General features: G+C 63.0%; 19 protein-coding genes and 2 pseudogenes. 10 read left to right on the plus strand and 11 right to left on the minus strand.

Annotated features, from left to right (window positions below; genetic code table 11):
• Positions 1 to 243: 243 nt before the first annotated feature.
• Positions 244 to 861, minus strand: a complete 618-nt coding sequence (locus F3H96_RS12175) for a PilZ domain-containing protein (protein ID WP_149801982.1) — start codon at positions 859 to 861, stop codon at positions 244 to 246.
• A gap of 171 nt (positions 862 to 1,032) precedes the next feature.
• Positions 1,033 to 1,671: a PAS domain-containing protein gene (locus F3H96_RS12180; RefSeq protein WP_149801983.1), complete on the minus strand. Its 639-nt coding sequence runs from the start codon at positions 1,669 to 1,671 to the stop codon at positions 1,033 to 1,035.
• Positions 1,672 to 2,098: 427 nt separating this feature from the next.
• Between F3H96_RS12180 and F3H96_RS12185 the strand changes: the two genes are divergently transcribed.
• Together F3H96_RS12185 and F3H96_RS12190 are read left to right on the plus strand one after the other, a co-directional pair.
• Positions 2,099 to 2,836 carry a rhomboid family intramembrane serine protease gene (locus tag F3H96_RS12185; RefSeq protein WP_149801984.1) on the plus strand — a complete coding sequence of 246 codons (738 nt, stop codon included), beginning with the start codon at positions 2,099 to 2,101 and terminating at the stop codon, positions 2,834 to 2,836.
• Between the two features lie 217 nt (positions 2,837 to 3,053).
• On the plus strand, positions 3,054 to 3,485 hold the full coding sequence (locus F3H96_RS12190; RefSeq protein ID WP_149801985.1) for a CBS domain-containing protein: 432 nt from the start codon (positions 3,054 to 3,056) through the stop codon (positions 3,483 to 3,485).
• Between the two features lie 166 nt (positions 3,486 to 3,651).
• Here the strand turns inward: F3H96_RS12190 and F3H96_RS12195 are convergent.
• Positions 3,652 to 3,865, minus strand: a pseudogene (locus F3H96_RS12195) (YjhX family toxin).
• Positions 3,866 to 4,147: 282 nt separating this feature from the next.
• Here F3H96_RS12195 and gatB point away from each other — a divergent pair.
• From gatB to F3H96_RS12215, 3 genes and pseudogenes are all read left to right on the plus strand, one after another.
• Positions 4,148 to 5,647, plus strand: coding sequence for an Asp-tRNA(Asn)/Glu-tRNA(Gln) amidotransferase subunit GatB (gatB, locus tag F3H96_RS12205; RefSeq protein WP_149801986.1), 1,500 nt, complete (start codon positions 4,148 to 4,150; stop codon positions 5,645 to 5,647).
• 4 nt (positions 5,648 to 5,651) lie between these two features.
• A complete protein-coding gene (locus F3H96_RS12210; RefSeq protein ID WP_149801987.1) occupies positions 5,652 to 6,140 on the plus strand; it encodes an N-acetyltransferase in 489 nt (162 codons plus the stop codon).
• Between the two features lie 248 nt (positions 6,141 to 6,388).
• A pseudogene (locus F3H96_RS12215) lies at positions 6,389 to 6,968 on the plus strand (AIM24 family protein).
• A 36-nt stretch (positions 6,969 to 7,004) separates the two neighbouring features.
• On the opposite strand, the gene panC reads toward F3H96_RS12215, so the two are convergent.
• Positions 7,005 to 7,856, minus strand: a complete 852-nt coding sequence (gene panC / locus F3H96_RS12220) for a pantoate--beta-alanine ligase (protein ID WP_149801988.1) — start codon at positions 7,854 to 7,856, stop codon at positions 7,005 to 7,007.
• Positions 7,853 to 8,692 (minus strand): 3-methyl-2-oxobutanoate hydroxymethyltransferase, encoded by an 840-nt coding sequence (panB, locus tag F3H96_RS12225; RefSeq protein WP_149801989.1) that lies wholly within the window; start codon positions 8,690 to 8,692, stop codon positions 7,853 to 7,855. The genes panC and panB overlap by 4 nt, the downstream gene beginning before the upstream one ends.
• A 213-nt stretch (positions 8,693 to 8,905) precedes the next feature.
• Between panB and F3H96_RS12230 the strand changes: the two genes are divergently transcribed.
• The 3 genes from F3H96_RS12230 to F3H96_RS12240 all read left to right on the plus strand — a co-directional run bounded on the left by F3H96_RS12230 (position 8,906) and on the right by F3H96_RS12240 (position 10,429).
• Positions 8,906 to 9,304, plus strand: a complete 399-nt coding sequence (locus F3H96_RS12230; RefSeq protein ID WP_140678429.1) for an NADH:ubiquinone oxidoreductase subunit NDUFA12 — start codon at positions 8,906 to 8,908, stop codon at positions 9,302 to 9,304.
• A gap of 125 nt (positions 9,305 to 9,429) precedes the next feature.
• The gene (locus F3H96_RS12235; protein ID WP_149801990.1) at positions 9,430 to 9,987 is read left to right on the plus strand and encodes a DUF2155 domain-containing protein; all 558 of its coding nucleotides are present in this window, start codon (positions 9,430 to 9,432) and stop codon (positions 9,985 to 9,987) included.
• Positions 9,988 to 10,048: 61 nt separating this feature from the next.
• Complete coding sequence (locus tag F3H96_RS12240) at positions 10,049 to 10,429, plus strand: hypothetical protein (RefSeq protein ID WP_149801991.1); 381 nt, start codon at positions 10,049 to 10,051, stop codon at positions 10,427 to 10,429.
• 3 nt (positions 10,430 to 10,432) lie between these two features.
• On the opposite strand, the gene aat is transcribed toward F3H96_RS12240, so the two are convergent.
• From aat to F3H96_RS12270, 6 genes are all read right to left on the minus strand, one after another.
• Positions 10,433 to 11,050: a leucyl/phenylalanyl-tRNA--protein transferase gene (gene aat, locus F3H96_RS12245; protein WP_149801992.1), complete on the minus strand. Its 618-nt coding sequence runs from the start codon at positions 11,048 to 11,050 to the stop codon at positions 10,433 to 10,435.
• 12 nt (positions 11,051 to 11,062) lie between these two features.
• Positions 11,063 to 12,406, minus strand: a complete 1,344-nt coding sequence (gene accC / locus F3H96_RS12250; RefSeq protein ID WP_149801993.1) for an acetyl-CoA carboxylase biotin carboxylase subunit — start codon at positions 12,404 to 12,406, stop codon at positions 11,063 to 11,065.
• Between the two features lie 19 nt (positions 12,407 to 12,425).
• Positions 12,426 to 12,887: an acetyl-CoA carboxylase biotin carboxyl carrier protein gene (gene accB / locus F3H96_RS12255; protein WP_149801994.1), complete on the minus strand. Its 462-nt coding sequence runs from the start codon at positions 12,885 to 12,887 to the stop codon at positions 12,426 to 12,428.
• 26 nt (positions 12,888 to 12,913) lie between these two features.
• Positions 12,914 to 13,348: a type II 3-dehydroquinate dehydratase gene (gene aroQ, locus F3H96_RS12260; protein ID WP_149801995.1), complete on the minus strand. Its 435-nt coding sequence runs from the start codon at positions 13,346 to 13,348 to the stop codon at positions 12,914 to 12,916.
• Between the two features lie 132 nt (positions 13,349 to 13,480).
• Positions 13,481 to 14,308: a DsbA family protein gene (locus tag F3H96_RS12265; protein ID WP_149801996.1), complete on the minus strand. Its 828-nt coding sequence runs from the start codon at positions 14,306 to 14,308 to the stop codon at positions 13,481 to 13,483.
• A gap of 58 nt (positions 14,309 to 14,366) precedes the next feature.
• Positions 14,367 to 15,779 (minus strand): M48 family metalloprotease, encoded by a 1,413-nt coding sequence (locus F3H96_RS12270; protein ID WP_149801997.1) that lies wholly within the window; start codon positions 15,777 to 15,779, stop codon positions 14,367 to 14,369.
• Positions 15,780 to 15,966: 187 nt separating this feature from the next.
• Between F3H96_RS12270 and F3H96_RS12275 the strand changes: the two genes are divergently transcribed.
• Together F3H96_RS12275 and F3H96_RS12280 are read left to right on the plus strand one after the other, a co-directional pair.
• A complete protein-coding gene (locus F3H96_RS12275) occupies positions 15,967 to 17,115 on the plus strand; it encodes an aminotransferase class I/II-fold pyridoxal phosphate-dependent enzyme (protein WP_149801998.1) in 1,149 nt (382 codons plus the stop codon).
• A 5-nt stretch (positions 17,116 to 17,120) separates the two neighbouring features.
• The gene (locus F3H96_RS12280) at positions 17,121 to 18,050 is read left to right on the plus strand and encodes a glutaminase (RefSeq protein ID WP_188131362.1); all 930 of its coding nucleotides are present in this window, start codon (positions 17,121 to 17,123) and stop codon (positions 18,048 to 18,050) included.
• The last annotated feature ends 163 nt before the right edge of the window (positions 18,051 to 18,213 follow it).

Below are 18,213 nucleotides of genomic sequence, written 5' to 3' on the forward strand. Positions count from 1 at the left end.
CCCCGTTTGAGGAGACTGTGCCACGTTGGGATTTATTTGACGCAAAAACCCGAAGTAGTTATTGAGTAAAACGCCAGTAGAATAAACATAAAATTTGAACTATCGCGATCCTGGATTGTTCAGATTTCGCCCGGCTCGCGGGACGTTTCGACGGCGCTGGGCAGCCTGTCCGACCTGCCAAAGCAAGGCAACAAAAAACCGGCCGCTAACGGCCGGTTTGCTTCGATTGCGGTGCGGCCCGCGTCAGGCCCGCGGCGCGTTGAATTCCTGATCGAGAGTTTCCGGTCGCTGGATGACGGCGAACTCGATGGCGACGCCGTCCTCGAAATGGCGCACCACCTGACCGCGCATCGTCCCGAGCATGACCTGGACGCCGATCGCCGGCTTGACGTCGATTTCGACTGCCGCGCCGGAGAGCGACAGGTCGATGATGCGGCACTGATACTGGCGTCCGTCGACGAGTTGCAGAACGCTCGTCGGATTGCGCGGCGCCACGCGCTCGTGGCGACGGTCCTCGGGCAGGTCGAGCTCATGCTTGTTGGCAAGCCAGGTGAGCTGCGCGGCAAGCTTGTCCTTCTTGCGATCCGAGGCGATGACGGTCATGGCGAAACCGTCTTGCGAAGTGCGCGTCACGACGCCTTCGACACGGCCGATATGATCGATATAGGCGATGACCTTTTCGCCCGGCATGCCGATGCGGTCCGTGCGCAGTGCAACATTGCCGGGTGACATGTCGATCACCTGGCATGGATGCTCGGTGCGGTCTTCCAGCATGAAGCGCCCGTAAATCTTGACACGGACACGCTGAAAGTTGCGCCGTTCAGCTCGTGACGGTGCATATTCTACCGCCGCTGACCTCATGACTGCCTACACCCTGTTGGCATTCCGCGCGACGATGCGAGGAATTTCCCGCAAAAACTACAGCGAAGCAGGTTAACAAACGGGAAAAGTCGGCCGCGAATGCTTACGTCGGAAGGCTGTCACCAAGCGCAAAAGCCAACAGCTGGCCAGGCAAATACCCCGCGTCCGAGCTCATTCGTGACGCCCGCCGTCGAAGACGACGAGATGACGGATGCGTCGCACGCGACCGAGCGCCGAGATGGTTTCGGGGGGCTCGAATTCGGTCGGAACGAGCGAGGGAACATCGATCGCCGGCCGGTTCTTCAGGAACATCGGCTCCTTCTCGGGGTCTATCACCCGGATCGTGTCGATGAGCGCGTCGGCGAGCGGGTCGGCGCCGAGCCAGAACGGCCTGTCGGCGGTGCTGATGATGCCAAGGCAGCGCTGGTTCTCGGCGCCCCCGTCCAACGGCAGCGCCAGCAGTTCGAAATTGTTGGAACGCCCGTTGCGGCTGAACCCTTCATAGGTCATCAGCAGAACCGATTTCTGATCGAAAACGCCTTGCATAAGCCGCGACACCAGCCGCTGGTCCTTCTCGCGCCAGAGCGAAGGAAAGGAGAAGCCCTTGAGCTCCCGGCCGTAATAGGCGCAGAGCCTTGTTCCGGCGAGCCGGAACACCGCCTGGCCACGCGTGTCGCGCTCGAGGATGAAAGTATCGGCCAAAAGCGACTTGATGTCGGCCGGCTCCACTTCCGATCGTTTCGGGGCGAGGCGGCCATCACGCAGCTCGTTCCAATATTGGAACAGCGCGATCGATCCTTTTTCTTTCATTTTCGTTCCGCTCCGCACAATCTGTCTTTTGATGTCCCATCGGCGAACAGACAGGGCGCCCTCCGATGACCTTCATGCGGTGCGGAGCAGGATGCGTGCCAGTATCGTTAACGTTTGTTCACGCCTCGGGGTCGTTAAGGTTAACAAGTGGTTTACGTTGCGCATGGCCGAGGCCTGTGGCACATCAAAACCACTCCAAAAAGGTCGTTTCAGCAGCGATCGGCAGCATTTCAGTCAAGGGTTTATGGGGAGCAGGGGGCTCGACCGGCCGTTCAGGGAAATCCTGGACGGCCTTCTTTTTTGATTCGCCCCTGTTCTGATTCGGCTGGTTTCCAATCGGCACTGTGGCGATTCGCTGTTTGTGATTCGAAAGGGCGTGATCTACATGCTCGCCGAAATCGAGTCCCCCCAAGACCTGCAAGGGCGCATGAGCGAACCGACAAGTCCCGCCGAGAACGAACCGCTGCCGCACGAGGCTTCCGAACCTCGGCGTCGCGAGCCTGTGTTCAACCTGCCGCCTGCGGTGCTGGCGGTGATCGGCATATGCGTAGCGGTGCACCTGGTGCGCGTCTATCTGCTCACCGATGATCAGGACTTTGCCCTGCTCGTTCGGGCAGCCTTCGTCCCCATTCGCTATTCCGGCCGATACGACATTGATTTCTATGCCTTTTCGAGCCCCTTCACCTATGCATTCCTGCATGGTGGGCTAGCTCATCTGTTGATCAACATGATCTGGCTTGCCGCCTTTGGTTCGCCTTTGGCCAATCGATTTGGCGCGCCGCGCTTCGCATTGTTCTTCGCGGCGACGGGCCTGGCTTCGGTTGCGCTCTTCTGGGCGCTTCATCCGCTTGGCCAAGAGCCGCTGGTCGGCGCGTCTGGTGCAATTTCCGGCATGATGGGAGCGGCGGCGCGCTACGGCTTCCGCATCGACCGGTCGTCCGGACGGGCGGCCTTCGCCGGCAAACCCTTGCCGATCGCGGCGGTCTTGCGTTCGCGAGGCGTGATGACGTTTCTGGGCGTCTGGATGGTCATAAATCTGGCCACCGGCTTGCTCGGCTTCGCGCCGGGTATCGAAGGCCAGATCGCCTGGGAAGCCCATATCGGCGGCTTCGTCGCCGGCTTTTTCGGACTGCGCTTTTTCGACCGCCCGCTGCCTGCGATCTGAAACCTCGCATCCACTTGAAATGCAACCAATCACGGCGCACGATGTTGCCATGCGTGTCGCCCAAAAGTGCGTAGCGGTTTTGGGAAACGACATGCATCAAAACACAAACTTGAAGCGCCTTCGACGCGCTTCAAACACCCTGCGTCTCTAACTGGGGCGCCAGGGCGGAAAAGCCGGTCGGGGCGGGGAGCCGGCGTCAACGGCAGTGGAGGACGCCATGACGGTTAAGGCAATTCTTGAAAGCAAGGGCCATGACGTGTTCACGCTGGGGCCCAACGAAAAACTGAGCGAGGCCATTCGCATGCTGGCCGAGCACAGGATCGGTGCGCTCGTTATCACCAATGGCGATCGCAAGATCGTCGGCATTCTCTCGGAGCGCGACATCGTGCGGGTGGTGGCCAGGGAGGGCGCCGCGGCGCTCGACATCCCCGTGCGTTCGGCAATGACGCCGAAGGTGAAGATTTGCAACGAAAACCACACCGTCAACGAGGTCATGGAGATCATGACGAAAGGCCGCTTCCGTCATTTACCGGTCGAAAAGGGCGGCCAGCTGGACGGCATCGTTTCCATCGGCGACGTGGTCAAGCGCCGCATCGAGGACGTCGAGCGCGAAGCCGAGGAGATCAAGGCCTATATCGCCACCGCCTAGGGAAGGATGATTTCAGGTCGCATCGACCTGAATCTGGATCCGTTTCTGGGTCGATCGGGATAGAGCATGATCTGAAATTATCGGCATCATGCTCGAGAGTGACGGTCAAGCGGACTGAGACGGTGATAACCGCCGGCTGTCTCCAGCCGGCGGCGCATAGCACCTTCTATCGGTTGTCGAGCTCGGCGCGGACGAGCTCGAGCCCGCGTCGGGTGATGCGATAAGGTCCGCCGTCCGTTGACCAAGCCGGGGTAGCGCCAGCCGTCGCGGGTCTGGCACTGGACCGAGGCGATCTTTCTGCTCTTGTTCTTTTCGATTTCGATGCGCCCGCCCTGCGCGAGCAGGTGCAGGACGCGCTGTTCGTTACGCGAAATATCCATTGGAGAAAGTCCCGGGAAAACAACAAAAGCCGCCGCCGCGAGACGTCGTGGCACGGGGTTTCAGGTTTTGCTGCCCTGCCTCGCTACGAGGTCAGGGCTTCACCGGGACTGAGCGTAAGTGGAGATCCACTCTCCATTGGAATGGTTGTCCCTATAGGCGAATACGGCGGAAAAGGCCAGTGTGCGGGCTTTGCGCTTGTCTCGCCGTGCTGTTTGCACTAGCGAAGTTGCGCACCGAAATGTGCATTAATGCATCCAAGAATTCTAAGTTCGCAGGCCCCCATGAGCATCATCGACACCCGCACCCCCGACGCAAAACGTCTGATCGCCGGCGCCACCGGCGACTGGGAAATCATCATCGGGCTCGAAGTGCATGCGCAAGTGATCTCGGATGCCAAGCTCTTCTCCGGCGCCTCGACGTCGTTTGGTGCCGCGTCCAACGCCAATGTCAGCCTGGTCGACGCGGCGATGCCGGGCATGTTGCCGGTCATCAACGAGGAATGCGTCAAGCAGGCGATCCGTACCGGCCTGGGACTGAAGGCGGCGATCAATCACAAGTCGGTCTTCGATCGGAAGAACTATTTCTACCCGGACCTGCCGCAGGGTTATCAGATCTCGCAGTTCAAGCAGCCGATCGTCGGCGAGGGCAAGGTGATCGTGTCCGTCGGCCCCGACCGCCAGGGCGAGTTCGAGGATATCGAGGTCGGCATCGAGCGCCTGCACCTGGAGCAGGACGCCGGTAAGTCGATGCACGACCAGCACCCGACCATGTCCTATGTCGATCTCAACCGCTCCGGCGTCGCGCTGATGGAGATCGTTTCCAAGCCCGATATGCGCTCGGCCGACGAGGCCAAGGCCTATGTGACGAAGCTGCGCACCATCATGCGCTATCTCGGCACCTGCGACGGCAACATGGACGAGGGCTCGCTGCGCGCCGACGTCAACGTCTCGGTGCGCCGTCCGGGCGGCGCCTTCGGCACGCGCTGCGAAATCAAGAACGTCAACTCGATCCGCTTCATCGGCCAGGCTATCGAATCCGAGGCGCGCCGGCAGATCGCCATCCTCGAGGATGGCGGCGCGATCGATCAGGAAACCAGGCTGTTCGATCCGAACAAGGGCGAGACGCGCTCCTTGCGCTCCAAGGAAGAGGCGCATGACTATCGCTATTTCCCGGATCCCGACCTTTTGCCGCTGGAATTCGACCAGGCCTATGTCGACGCCCTGGCACAGCATCTGCCGGAATTGCCCGACGACAAGAAGGCGCGGTTGATCGGCTCGCTCGGTCTGTCGACCTACGACGCCTCGGTGCTGGTGTCGGAAAAGTCGATCGCCGACTATTTCGAAAAGGTGGCCTCCGGGCGCGATGGCAAGCTCGCCGCCAACTGGGTCATCAACGACTTGCTCGGCGCTCTCAACAAAGCCGGCAAGGATATTGAAAATGCACCGCTTTCGCCTGAGCAGCTCGGCGCCGTCATCGACCTGATCAAGGAAGGCACCATTTCCGGCAAGATCGCCAAGGACCTGTTCGAGATCGTCTGGAACGAAGGCGGCGATCCGCGCGCGCTCGTCGAGAGCCGTGGCATGAAGCAGGTCACCGACACCGGCGCCATCGAAAAGGCGGTCGACGAGGTCATTGCCACCAACCCGGACAAGGCCGAGCAGGCGCGCGCCAAGCCGACCATGGCGGGGTGGTTTGTCGGCCAGGTGATGAAGGCGACCGGCGGCAAGGCCAACCCGCAGGCGGTCAACGACCTCGTCAAGATCAAGCTCGGCATCGAGTAGGGCGGTGTTTGTCCGCACCGCCAGCGATCGCGATCTTGTTGCGGTCCGTGCGCTGCTGGTCGAGACCTGGCATGCGACGTATGACGCCATTTATGGCGTCGAGCGGGTGACCGAGATCACCGACGACTGGCATTCGATCGCCTCGCTCAAGGCGCGGCTGACGCGGCCGAATTCCGAGTTCCTGGTCGCTGATGACGGCAGGCGGCTCGGCGGTATGGCGTTCGCCGCCGCCACCACCGACCCGAAGATCGTCCTCCTGAGCCAGCTCTACGTGCACCCGGCCTGCCAGCGGCAAGGGATCGGCCAATCGCTGCTCGACGAGGTCGAGGCCAGCTTTCCGGAGATGCATACGCTGCGCCTCGAGGTCGAGGAAGCCAATGCCGTGGCGATCGCTTTCTACGAGGCGAATGGGTTCCGGCCTGCAGGCAGGACCGCCGATTGCGGCGGCAATTCGGGATTGCCCGCGCTCATCCTGGAGAAGCGGCTCGGCTAGGTCGCCCGCGTGCATGCCGTTACATCATCGCGCGGTTTTGATTTGATCGCGCCTATCCGCCCGATCAAACCTGTTCCTCGCAGCGCTCGCACCCGCCACAAGGCAAGGGGCGCCGCTCGCTGAGGGGGGAAACCATGCCGAGCCTGCCGGAACTGATGCCGACCGAAGTGTCGGACGAGACTTTTGGCGGCGTGACTTATCACGTCGCCGGCGAACTGGTGCCGGTGCTGTCGGTCGATGTGACCAACATGCCGGTCTATTTCGAACACCACATTCTGCTTTGGAAGAACACCACGATCAGCATCGGTCTGAAGTCGCTGCGCGGCGCGCTGAAACGCATGATCGCCGGCATGCAGATTTTCGTCACCGAGGCGTCCGGGCCGGGCGTCATTGCTTTCAGCCGTGACGGACCGGGCCATAACGTGCCGATCCATCTGCGGCGCGGCGAGGAGATCCAGGTGCGCGAGCATTCTCGCCGCCACGGCCAGCGTCGACTACACCTTCGAGCGCGTGCGCGGACTGGGAACGATGCTGTTCGGCCAGAGCGGCTTCTTCATCGATCGCTTCCGTGGCGAGTCCGGCGACGGCATCGTCTGGCTGCACGGCTACGGCAATGTCTTCGAGAAGGTGCTGGCGCCAGGCGAGACCATCGACGTCGAGCCCGGCGGCTGGCTGTTCAAGGACGCTTCGGTGAAGATGGATACCAGGATCGATCGGCTTTCCAGCGGCTTCTTCGGCGCCGCCATGAACTTCGTCGTCAATCGCTTTACCGGGCCTGGCCGTGTCGGCATCCAGTCGATGTACCTGCACATGCCATCGGACGAATAAGAGGGCGCGCCTGATCCGGATGCATTGAGCCCTCGGTCAGGTGGAGGGAATTTCCACATTGTCGATCAGCCTTGTCGTGCCGAGCCAGGCTGCCGCGAGCAGGCGGCCGTCGCGATCCCGCTGCCAAGGCTTGAGCGTGACGCTCGTGCGGGCGGCGACATAGTCGACCTTCCGGAAGCCGGCGGAGACCAGGGCCTTTACAGCGGCATCCGTGGCGCCAGCTTGATCCGCGCCGGCCGAAAGTGCGGCCGCCGTGCGGCGAAGGATCACGTTGAGCTTGCACGCGGTTTCGAGCTCGGCCGCGCCGAGATACGCATTGCGCGACGACATGGCGAGGCCGTGGGCGTCGCGCACGGTCGGCGCGCCGACGATCTCGACGGGCAGGTCGAGATCGCGGCAGAGCTGCCTGACGACGCAAAGCTGCTGGTAGTCCTTCTCACCGAACACGGCGCAATCGGGCGCCGCCTGCAGGAAGAGCTTGGCCACCACGGTCGCGACGCCATCGAAGAAACTCGGCCTGAAATCCGTTTCGAGGCCAAAGGAGGGGCCGCCCACCGAAATCTTGGTGGCGAAGCCATCGGGGTACATTTCGCTCACGCCTGGGGTGAAGGCCAGATGCGCGCCCGCATCCCGCAGCTGGTCGAGATCGCGCGCCAGGTGGCGCGGATATTTGTCGAGATCTTCCGTCGGCGCGAACTGGGTCGGATTGACGAAGATCGAAACGACGCAGCGATCGGCCCGTTCGAGCGCGATCCTGACCAGCGAGATATGGCCGTCATGCAATGCGCCCATGGTCGGCACCATGGCGACCCCGAGACCGGCCCGCCGCCAGTCCCGAACCTGCGCGCGAAGGGCGGTGACGCTGTCGACGACGATTGGCTCGTTCATGTCTCGTCCTTGCCGGATGCCGTCGTGAAGACGTGGTCTGAACCGGGAAAGGCGCGGCTGCGGACCTCAGCGGCGTAGCGCGCCGCCGCATCCGCAATCACACGGCGCAAGTCTGCATATTCCTTGACGAATTTCGGCACGCGATCAACGGTCATGCCGACCATGTCGTCGATCACCAGGATCTGGCCGTCGCAGTCGGCGCTGGCGCCGATACCGATGGTCGGTATGGAAATATGACGGGTCAGCTTCGCGGCCACGGCCTCCATCGTGCCCTCGATGACGAGCGAGAAGGCGCCGGCTTTTTCAACCGCTTCGGCATCGTGCAACAGCGCGGCGATATTTTCCTCCGTCCGGCCCTTGATCTTGTAGCCGCCGTCCTTTTCCACCGATTGCGGCTGCAGGCCGATGTGGCCCATGACCGCGACTCCTTCGGCCACGATCGCCGCGATCTGGGCGGCCATATCGACGCCGCCTTCGAGCTTCACGGCCTGGCAGCCTGTTTCCTCGACGATACGCCTTGCCGACGCCGCGGCCCGTGCCGGCGAGGCCTCATAGCTGCCGGCCGGCATGTCGACCACGACGCAGGCTTTGGCCGAGCCGCGCATCACGGCCTGCCCGTGCGCGATCATCATCTCCAGCGAGGCGCCGAGCGTCGTGGCGTGGCCGTGCAGGACCATGGCGACGCTGTCACCGACCAGGAGCAGGTCGACATGTGGATCGAGCAGGCGGGCGACGGGATAGGTGTAAGCGGTGAGGCAGACGATCGGCACGCCACCCTTGCGGCGGCGAATGTCTTCGGCGTCGATCCGGCGGTCGGCGGACGGATCCCGGGTCAATCGTCACCTCCCTCAAGGCGTGCCCGAAATAGGCGGGCCGAGCTTTAGAAAGACAGGCAGCGCTTGGCAAGCCGCGTTGTAGCCGGCAGGGCGGCTGCATCGATTTAATGCACGAAGCATTTGCGTTTGGGTTATGGCAAAACCCTTGCCTTCGTTGTGGCGTGACGCCATAAGCAGGGGAAAGGCGCAGCCGCTGCCGCCGCGAGGATCTGGATGAAAACTTTCCTGCTGCAGTTTTTCACCTGGTGGAACAGCCAGACGCTCGGCACCCGCTTCCACACCTGGCGCTTCGGCAAGAGGGTCGGCGAGGACGAAGCCGGCAACGTCTACTATGAGGGCGGCATCGATTCGGAAGGCCGGACCCGCCGCTGGGTCATCTATCGCGACTATTCGGAAGCCTCGAAGATCCCGCCGGGCTGGCATGGCTGGATTCACCACCGCGTCGACACACCTCCATCGAGCGAGAGCTACAAGGCTCGCGAGTGGCAGAAAGAGCATCGGCCGAACCTGACCGGAACGCCCGGCGCCTATCGTCCGCAGGGTTCCATTCTGACCAACCAGCACCGCCCGCAGGTGACCGGCGACTACGACGCCTGGACGCCCGGATCTTAATCCTTTCCGCTGCACAGGTTCGGTCCTTTGTCGCCACAATTGGCGTTTAGCTGCTTGCTGATGGCGCAGCCACGATTAGCCTTGGGCATTGAAGAATCACCCGGGCGCAACCACCGGTATTTCGCATGAGCTCTTTCGGCCAAATCTCAAAGGCGCTGATCGCGGCGACGTCCATTCTGGTTGCCGCCCCGGCGGGCGTCGCCGCCGCGCAGGCGCCGGCCGCCGCGCCTTCGTCCTCCGACCGCATCACCAATCCGGTGGCCGAGTTCGCCGGCATCGACAAGATCACCGGCCGCATCATCACCTTCGACGTCTATATCGACGAAACCGTGCAGTTCGGCGCTTTGCAGGTGACGCCGCGCGTCTGCTATTCGCGGCCGGACACCGAGCAGCCCAAGACCGATTCCTTCGTCGAGGTCGACGAAATCACGCTTGACCGCAAGATCCGTCGCATCTTCACCGGCTGGATGTTTGCCGAAAGCCCTGGCCTCAATGCGGTCGAGCACGCCGTCTATGACGTCTGGCTCAAGGGCTGCAAGCAGAAGTCCGACGTGCCGCCGCCGACCGCGGCCAAGGCCGACGCGACCAAGCCGAACATCGAGGCCGCCAAGCCCAAGGCTCCGGCGCAACCTGCCGACGCCGCGCCCGAACCGGCTGACGACGAGCCCGCCACCGCAAACTGATCTCGGAACCTGCCCGCTCTTCAGCCGTTCCAAATTGGCGACAGGCGAGGAGGATTGCGCGATGGCCACGAAGCCGATCACCGCCAACAAGGAAGAACTCCTCGATATCGAGAGAGGGTTCTGGACCGGCGATTCCGCCTATTATGAAGCCAATGCCGACACGGAATGCCTGGTCGCGTTTCCACAGATGGCCAAGGCTATGACCAATGCGCAATTGGCGGAGACGGCCAGCAAGCCCAATCGCTGGCGCGACCTCGACATAAAGTTGAAGGGCATGATCGAACCCGGCAGCGACATCGTCATGCTGACCTACGATGCGCGCGCGACGCGAGAGAACGGGGAGCGCTATGCCGCCCTCGTCAGCACCGGCTATGTCCACCGTGTCAACGGCTGGAAGATGATGTTCCATGCGCAGGCGCCGCTGGATAGAGCGCAAGACTGATCCTCAGGGATAGAACACGGCCTCGCCCTTCAACGCCTCGGCCAGCAGCTTCTCATACTGGCCGCGCGGCACGTCGACGGCGCCGAAGCGCTTCAAATGCTCGGTGGTGAACTGCGTGTCGAGCAGCGCGAAGCCGCGCGCCTTCAACCGTTCGACGAGATGGTAGAGACAGGTCTTTGAAGCGTCGGTCTCCCTGGCGAACATGCTTTCGCCGAAGAACACCCTTCCCAGCGAAACGCCATAGAGACCGCCGACCAGGCGTTCCTCGCGCCACGCTTCGACCGAATGGCAGTGGCCCAGGCGAAAAAGCTCGACATAGGCTTCGCGGATCGGCGCATTGATCCAGGTCGAGCGGCGCTCCTCGCGCTTTTCAGCGCAACCCTCGATCGTCGCCTCGAAGTCGAAGTCGTAGCGGATGTCGAACGGATGCCTGCGGATCGTCTTCTTGAGGCTGCGCGGCGTATGGAATCCATCCAGCGGAATGATGCCGCGCGTTTCCGGCCGCACCCAGAACACTTCCGGGTCGTTGGCGCTTTCGGCCATCGGGAAGACGCCCGAGGCATAGGCCCTGAGCAAGAGATCGGTTGGTATGCGATAGCCTGGCGCGTAGGGTCGGGTCATCGCGTTCCCGTGCTATTCACCCTTGGCCAGGTATTTTTCCAGCCAGTGGATGTCGTAGTCGCCATTGGCGATGTCGGGATTGCCGACAAGGTCGCGGAACAGCGGCAGCGTCGTCTTGATGCCGTCGACGACGAATTCGTCGAGCGCGCGGCGCAGCCGCATCATGCATTCGACGCGGTTGCGGCCGTGCACGATGAGCTTGCCGATCAGGCTGTCGTAATAGGGTGGGATCTTGTAGCCGGAATAGACGCCGGAATCGACGCGGATGCCGAGGCCGCCAGGCGTGTGGAAATGCGTGATCGTGCCGGGCGAGGGCGTGAAGGTGCGCGCGTCCTCGGCGTTGATGCGGCACTCGATGGCATGGCCATTGAACTTGATGTCTTCCTGCCTCACCGACAGCCCTCCGCCCGAGGCGACGCGGATCTGCTCATGCACGAGGTCGATGCCGGTGATCGCCTCGGTCACCGGGTGCTCGACCTGCAGACGGGTGTTCATCTCGATGAAATAGAACTCGCCATTCTCATACAGGAATTCGATCGTGCCGGCACCGGAATAGCCCAGATCGGCGATCGCCTTGGCGCAGATGCCGCCGATGCGCGAGCGCTCCTCGGCGTTGAGCGCGGGCGAATTGGCTTCCTCCCAGACCTTCTGGTGGCGGCGCTGCAGCGAGCAGTCACGCTCGCCGAAATGCACGCCGCGGCCGGCGCCGTCGCCGAACACCTGTACTTCGATATGGCGCGGCTTCTGCAGATACTTCTCGATATAGACGGCATCGTCGCCGAAGGCCGCACCCGCCTCCGACCTTGCCGTCTGCAACGCGACTTCGAGATCCGCCTCGGTGTGCGCCACCTTCATGCCGCGCCCGCCGCCGCCGGCGGAAGCCTTGATGATCACCGGATAGCCGATCTCGGCGGCGACGCGCTTGGCTTCCTTCTCCTCGCTGATCGCGCCGTCGGAGCCAGGCACGACGGGGATGCCGAGCCGCTTTGCGGTGCGCTTGGCCTCGATCTTGTCGCCCATGACGCGGATATGGTCGCCCGACGGGCCGATGAAGGTGATGTTGTGGGCGGCAAGGATGTCGGCGAACTTGGCGTTTTCCGACAGGAAGCCGTAGCCCGGATGCACGGCGTCGGCGCCGGTGATCTCGCAGGCGGCGACGATCTGGTGGATGTTGAGATAGCTTTCGCGCGAGGGCGGCGGGCCGATGCACACACTCTCGTCGGCAAGCCGCACATGCATGGCGTCGGAATCCGCGGTCGAATGGACCACCACCGTCTGGATGCCGAGTTCCTTGCAGGCGCGCAGCACCCGGAGCGCGATTTCGCCACGGTTGGCGATGAGGATCTTCTGGAACATCTGTTGACTGTTCCCGGCCTTACTCAAGGACCACTAGCGGCATTCCGTACTCGACCGGCTGGGCATCCTCGATGAGGATCGCCGTCACCGTGCCGGCGCGCGGCGAGGGGATCTGGTTCATCGTCTTCATCGCCTCGATGATGAGCAGCGTCTGGCCTTCCTTCACCTTCTGGCCGATCTCGACGAACGGCTTGGCGTCGGGCGAGGGCGCCAGATAGGCCGTGCCGACCATAGGCGAAGGCACGGCGTTCTTGGACGGATCGGCGGCCACGGCTGCGGCCGCCGCACCGGACTGAGCCGTCGCGGCTACGGGAGCTGCGGCGATCGGCGCGGCAACCGCATGAACGGCCTGTGTCTGGCGCGATACGCGCACCTTGAGATCGCCGAGCTCAACCTCGATCTCGGTCAGGTTGGTGTCGTTCAGAATGCCCGCCAGGTCGCGAATCAGCTGTTGGTCAACACCGTTCTTTTTTATCGACATTTTCGAGCCTTCTGTTTGGGGGCCGGTCACAGGCGTGCCGCCAATGCCTGCAGCGCGAGCGTGTAGCCGAGCGGCCCGAACCCGCAGATCATGCCGACAGCGACCGGCGAGACCATGGAGACGTGGCGGAAGGGCTCCCGCGCGTGGATGTTGGAAAGATGGACTTCCGCGACGGGCAGCGGCGCGATGGCGCGGATGGCGTCGTGGATGGCGATCGATGTGTGGCTGTAGGCGCCGGGGTTGATGACGATGCCCGCCGCCTTGTCGCCGGCTTCCTGGATCCAGTCGACCAGGTCGCCCTCATGGTTGGACTGGCGAAAGTCGATCTCGAGTCCGAGCGCGGCGCCCGCCGCCTTGCAGTCCTCGGCGATGGCCGCAAGCGTCTTGCCGCCATAAATCCCCGGCTCGCGTTTGCCGAGCGCATTGAGATTGGGACCGTTGAGGACGAAAATCGTTTTCAATATGCAGACCTTTTTCTGCGCCGACCCCAAGCCGGCGCACTGGGCCTCTATAATGGGCATAGCCGCCCGCGAAAAGAGCGCAAGTGCGTTCTTTCGCTGTTCACAGCGGTCGGCTTCTGCACCCGTGGGTGCTTAGAGCGCGCTCTTTGCCTCCTCGATCTTTTCCGCCAGAACCTGCTGGCCGAGCGCTCCGAAGATCACCTCGTTGCCGACCACATAGGACGGCGTGCCGGTGATCGACAGCTTCGTTGCAAGGTCATAGGTGCGCGAAATCGTTTCGGCGATGCGGGGATCCTTCATCTTCTCGCGCAGCGTCGCCTCGTCGGCGCCGAGCGAAAGCGCCACCTTGATGGCGGTCGCTTCGGTGGCGCGGCCCTGGCCGCCGAGCAGCGCGGTGTGGAAATCGCCGTATTTCTCCGGGTGCATCAGGTGGAACGCCATGGAAACGACGCTGGCCTTCTGCGAATCCGGGCTGAGGATCGGGAATTCCTTGAGCACGAAGCGCAGGTCCGGGTCGGACTTGGTCAAGGCTCGCATGTCCTCGATGGCGCGTTTGCAGAAGCCGCAGTTGTAGTCATAGAACTCGACGATCGTGACCTTGCCCTTCGGGTTGCCGACGACGCCGTCGAAGGTGGAGTTGAAGATCTCGTCTTTGGAATTCTTGATCACGCCGAGGGCGGCGAGCCGCTGCTCCTCTTTCTGCTTGGCCTCGAGCGCGTCCTGCACCTCGAGCAGAACTTCCGGATTCTTCAAGAGATAGTCGCGGATGATGCCCTCGACCTCCTTTCGATCGATCTTGGTGTCGGCAGGGGCCTTGGTGTCGGTAGAGGACGTCATCTGTGCCACTTGCACGGTGTCGGCCCTCGCGGCCTGGGGATTTCCCGCCACGAAGCCGAAGGCCAACATGCCGAGCGCCACCGCCAGACCGCCGGCACTGCCGAGCAGGATTGCCTTATTCATCATCTCGTTCCTTTTGCCTGTTCCTGTCCGCCTTGGTCGCCGCCAAAGTCCGGGAGGTTCATTTCAGTTTATTCGATGGCGTGTAGTTTATGATATCCTGAGCGCGGACCCAGCGGGGCTCGCCGCGTTTCAATTTCTGTTGAGCGCGCATGGCGAATATCTTCGCGTTTTTGTAGTCGCCCGCATAGTAGTGGCCTTCGGCGGTGGCGAGATCGGCGGCCGGGATGTCGCCGAGTTCACCATATGCCTGCGCCAGAAAGCGATAAGCTTCCGAATTGTCCTTGTCCCGCCCGACGCCGATGTTGAGTTGGGTGACCGCCTTTTTCAGCGAATCGGGCGTGCCCACCGCCATCAGCGCCTGGCCGACCGAGACCGACAGCAGGCCGGAACGCGCGGGATCGAGGCTGACCGCCTTGGCATAGGCGTCCGCGGCGTCCTTCGGCTTGTTGATCTTCATCAGGATATCGCCGCGCAGCTCCTGGAAATACGGGTTTTTCGGTTGCTCCTTGATCAGCGCCGCGGTCTTGGTCAGCGCTGCGCCCGGATTGCCATAGAGATAGGTCTGCTGCGCGTCGCCGTAGCGCGAGGCGAGGCTGGTCGGGTTCTTGCGCATCAGCCGTGCAACGGCCGCCTGGCCCTGCATATAGGCGGCGATCTTGATGCGCATCATGTCATGCCGCTGCTGCAGCGCCGGCGGGTCGACATTGTTGACGAAGGGGCTTTGCTTGACGAGCGCTTCGAGGTTGGCGATGCGCTCCTGCGGCATCGGATGGCTGATCCGGTAGGGGTCGACCTGGGTGCCCGCCAGCGACAGCGCGCTCTGGAAGCGGCCGAAGGTCTTCAGCATGCCCATGCCGGACTGACCGGTAGCGTTCAGATAGGTGATCGCCGAACGGTCGGCGGTGATTTCTTCGGTACGCTGATAGGCAAGGATGCTGCGCTGCGCCATCTCGCCGCCGCCGGCGGCGACGCCCATGCCGGCGCCGGCAAGGCCGCGGCTGTTGGTGGTGGCGCCGGCAACCATGGCGCCGGCGCCGAGCAGCGTGGCGATGATGGCCATGGTCTTGGCGCGGTCGAGCTGGTCGCGCAATTTCTGCTGGTGTCCGCCGGCTATATGGCCGGCCTCGTGCGCGATGACGCCGATGATCTCGTTCGGCGTTTCCGCGGTCGCCAGCGCGCCCGTGTTGATGAACAGGCGCCGCCCGGTGACGAAGGCGTTGAAACTCTGATCGTTGACCAGAACGATATCGATGCCGTCATTGGCGAGCCCCGCCGCCTTGAAGATCGGCCGGGCATAATCGCGCACCAAGGCCTCGATCTCGGCGTCGCGCACCACTGGCACGCCCTGCGCGAAGACGCTCACCGAGCTCGAGAGGGCAACAGTCGCGGCAAGCAGAAGCGTCGCCAAGCCGCGCGCGGTTCGGCCGAGAGATTTCGGTTTGCCAATCAATGGTCGGGGTCGGCTCAACATAAGGTCCACTGGTAGACGAGCGGGCGAAAGATGAAAAGTCGGCGCCGGCAACTTCCTGCGCGCTTGTGATCCCCACATCAATCGGGCATTTGTGCGGCGCTGTCCTTGAACCCGGGCAGCTCAAGGGCAAGTCTGCGGCGGGTTGCGTCTGGAATTTCGCCGAATAACGGCAGCTGGAAGAGGTCAAATGGTCGTTTCGCTTTCGCGCCGGGGGGAAGTCGAGCCGTTCCACGCCATGGATATCCTGGCCGAAGCCAATCGGCTGAAGGCTACCGGCGTGCCCGTGGTGTCGATGGCCGTCGGCCAGCCGTCGGACCCCGCGCCGGCCGGGGTCCGCGAGGCGGCGGCCGCGGCTCTCAGGCATGGCCGCATCGGCTACACCGATGCATTGGGTCTGGCCGAATTGCGCCAGGCGATCGCGGCGCACTATGGCGAGCATTACGGGATCGACGTCGCGCCGTCGCGCGTTGCGGTGACGACCGGCTCGTCAGCCGCCTTCAACCTCGCCTTCCTGGCAATGTTCGATCCGGGCGACCGCGTCGCCATCGCCGCGCCAGGCTATCCGGCCTACCGCAATATCATGGCCGCGCTCGGCATCGAGATCGTCGAGATCGAGCTCGGCGCGGATGCCTACCTTCATGCCGAGCACCTGAAGGGCGCGCATCGCGAAAAGCCGCTCAAGGGCGTGCTGTTCGCCAGTCCCGCCAATCCGACCGGCGCGGTGATTCCGGCGGATGAACTTGCGGCCCTGGTGAGAACGGCTGAGGAACTCGGCATCGCTGTGATCTCGGACGAAATCTACCACAGGCTGGCCTATGCGGCGCCGGATGTCACCGCGCTGGCGTACGGCGCCGCCGTGACGGTGATCAACTCCTTCTCGAAATACTACTGCATGACCGGCTGGCGCATCGGCTGGATGGTGTTGCCGCAGGAACTGGTGCGGCCGGTCGAGCGCATCGCCCAGAGCCTCTACATCTCGCCGCCGGAACTGTCGCAGATCGCCGCGATCGAGGCGTTCAAGGCCACGCAGGAGCTGGAAAAGGTCAAGGCGCGCTATGCCTGGAACCGCGATCTTCTGATGAAGCGTCTGCCGGAACTCGGCTTCGCGCTCGCCGCGCCGATGGACGGCGCCTTCTATGCCTTCTGCGACGTCACCCGCCATACCAATGACAGCATGGCTTTTGCGCGAAAAATGCTTGCCGAGGCGCATGTCGCGGCAACCCCGGGTCGCGATTTCGATCCGCTGCAGGGCCATCGCACCATGCGCTTTTCCTATGCCGGCAGCCATGACGACATGGTCGAGGCTCTGGCGCGCATCGAACGCTGGCTGAAATAGAAGCCATGCCGGAGCTCGAGCAGGCATTGGCCGAAGTGGCCGCGGAAATGGCGGAGCGCACCGATCGCGGCGAGGTGGCGACCTACATCCCGCAGCTCGGCAAGGTCGATCCGAAGAGGTTCGGCATTGCCGCCGTGACCAATGATGGTCGCGTCATCCTTGCCGGCGATGCCGATCAACCCTTTTCGATCCAGAGCGTCTCGAAGGTCTTTACCCTGACGTTGGCGCTCGGCAAGGTCGGCGATGCGCTGTGGCAGCGCGTCGGCCGCGAGCCGTCCGGCAATCCGTTCAATTCGATCGTCCAGCTCGAACATGAGAACGGCATCCCGCGCAATCCGTTCATCAACGCCGGCGCCATCGTCGTCTCCGACGTCTTGCTCGCCGGCCATCAGCCGCGCGAGGCGATCGGCGAGATCCTGCGCTTCGTCCAGTTTCTCGCCGATGACGAGACGATCATCATCGATCGCGAAGTGGCTGCATCCGAACGAGCCACCGGCTACCGCAACTTCGCATTGGCCAACTACATGAAATCCTTCGGCAATATCGACCATGCCCCGGAGCTCGCGCTTGGCGTCTATTTCCATCATTGCGCGATTGCCATGAGTTGCCGCCAGCTTGCCATGGCGGGCCGCTTCCTCGCCAATGGCGGCAGGAACCCGGCGACCGGGCACTCGGTCGTGTCGGCCGAACGGGCGCGCCGCATCGGCGCGCTGATGCTGACCTGCGGGCACTATGACGGGTCGGGCGATTTTGCCTTCCGCGTCGGCATCCCGGGCAAGAGCGGTGTCGGCGGCGGCATTCTCGGCATCGTGCCCGGGGTGGCTTCGCTGGCGGTCTGGTCGCCCGGCCTCAACGACAACGGCAACTCCAAGCTCGGCTCAATCGCCCTGGAGAAGCTCGCCCGGATGATGAACTGGTCGATCTTCGCGCCGTAAAGCAATTCCAGGAAAAGTGCGCAGCGGTTTTCCGTCCGGAATTGCGCGGGTAAAGGCCAATTCCAGGAAAAGTGCGCAGCGGTTTTCCGTCCGGAATTGCGCGGGTAAAGGCCAATTCCAGGAAAAGTGTGCAGCGGTTTTCCGTCCGGAATTGCGCGGCTAA

This window comes from Mesorhizobium sp. NFR06, from assembly GCF_900115245.1.
Taxonomy (GTDB): domain Bacteria; phylum Pseudomonadota; class Alphaproteobacteria; order Rhizobiales; family Rhizobiaceae; genus Mesorhizobium.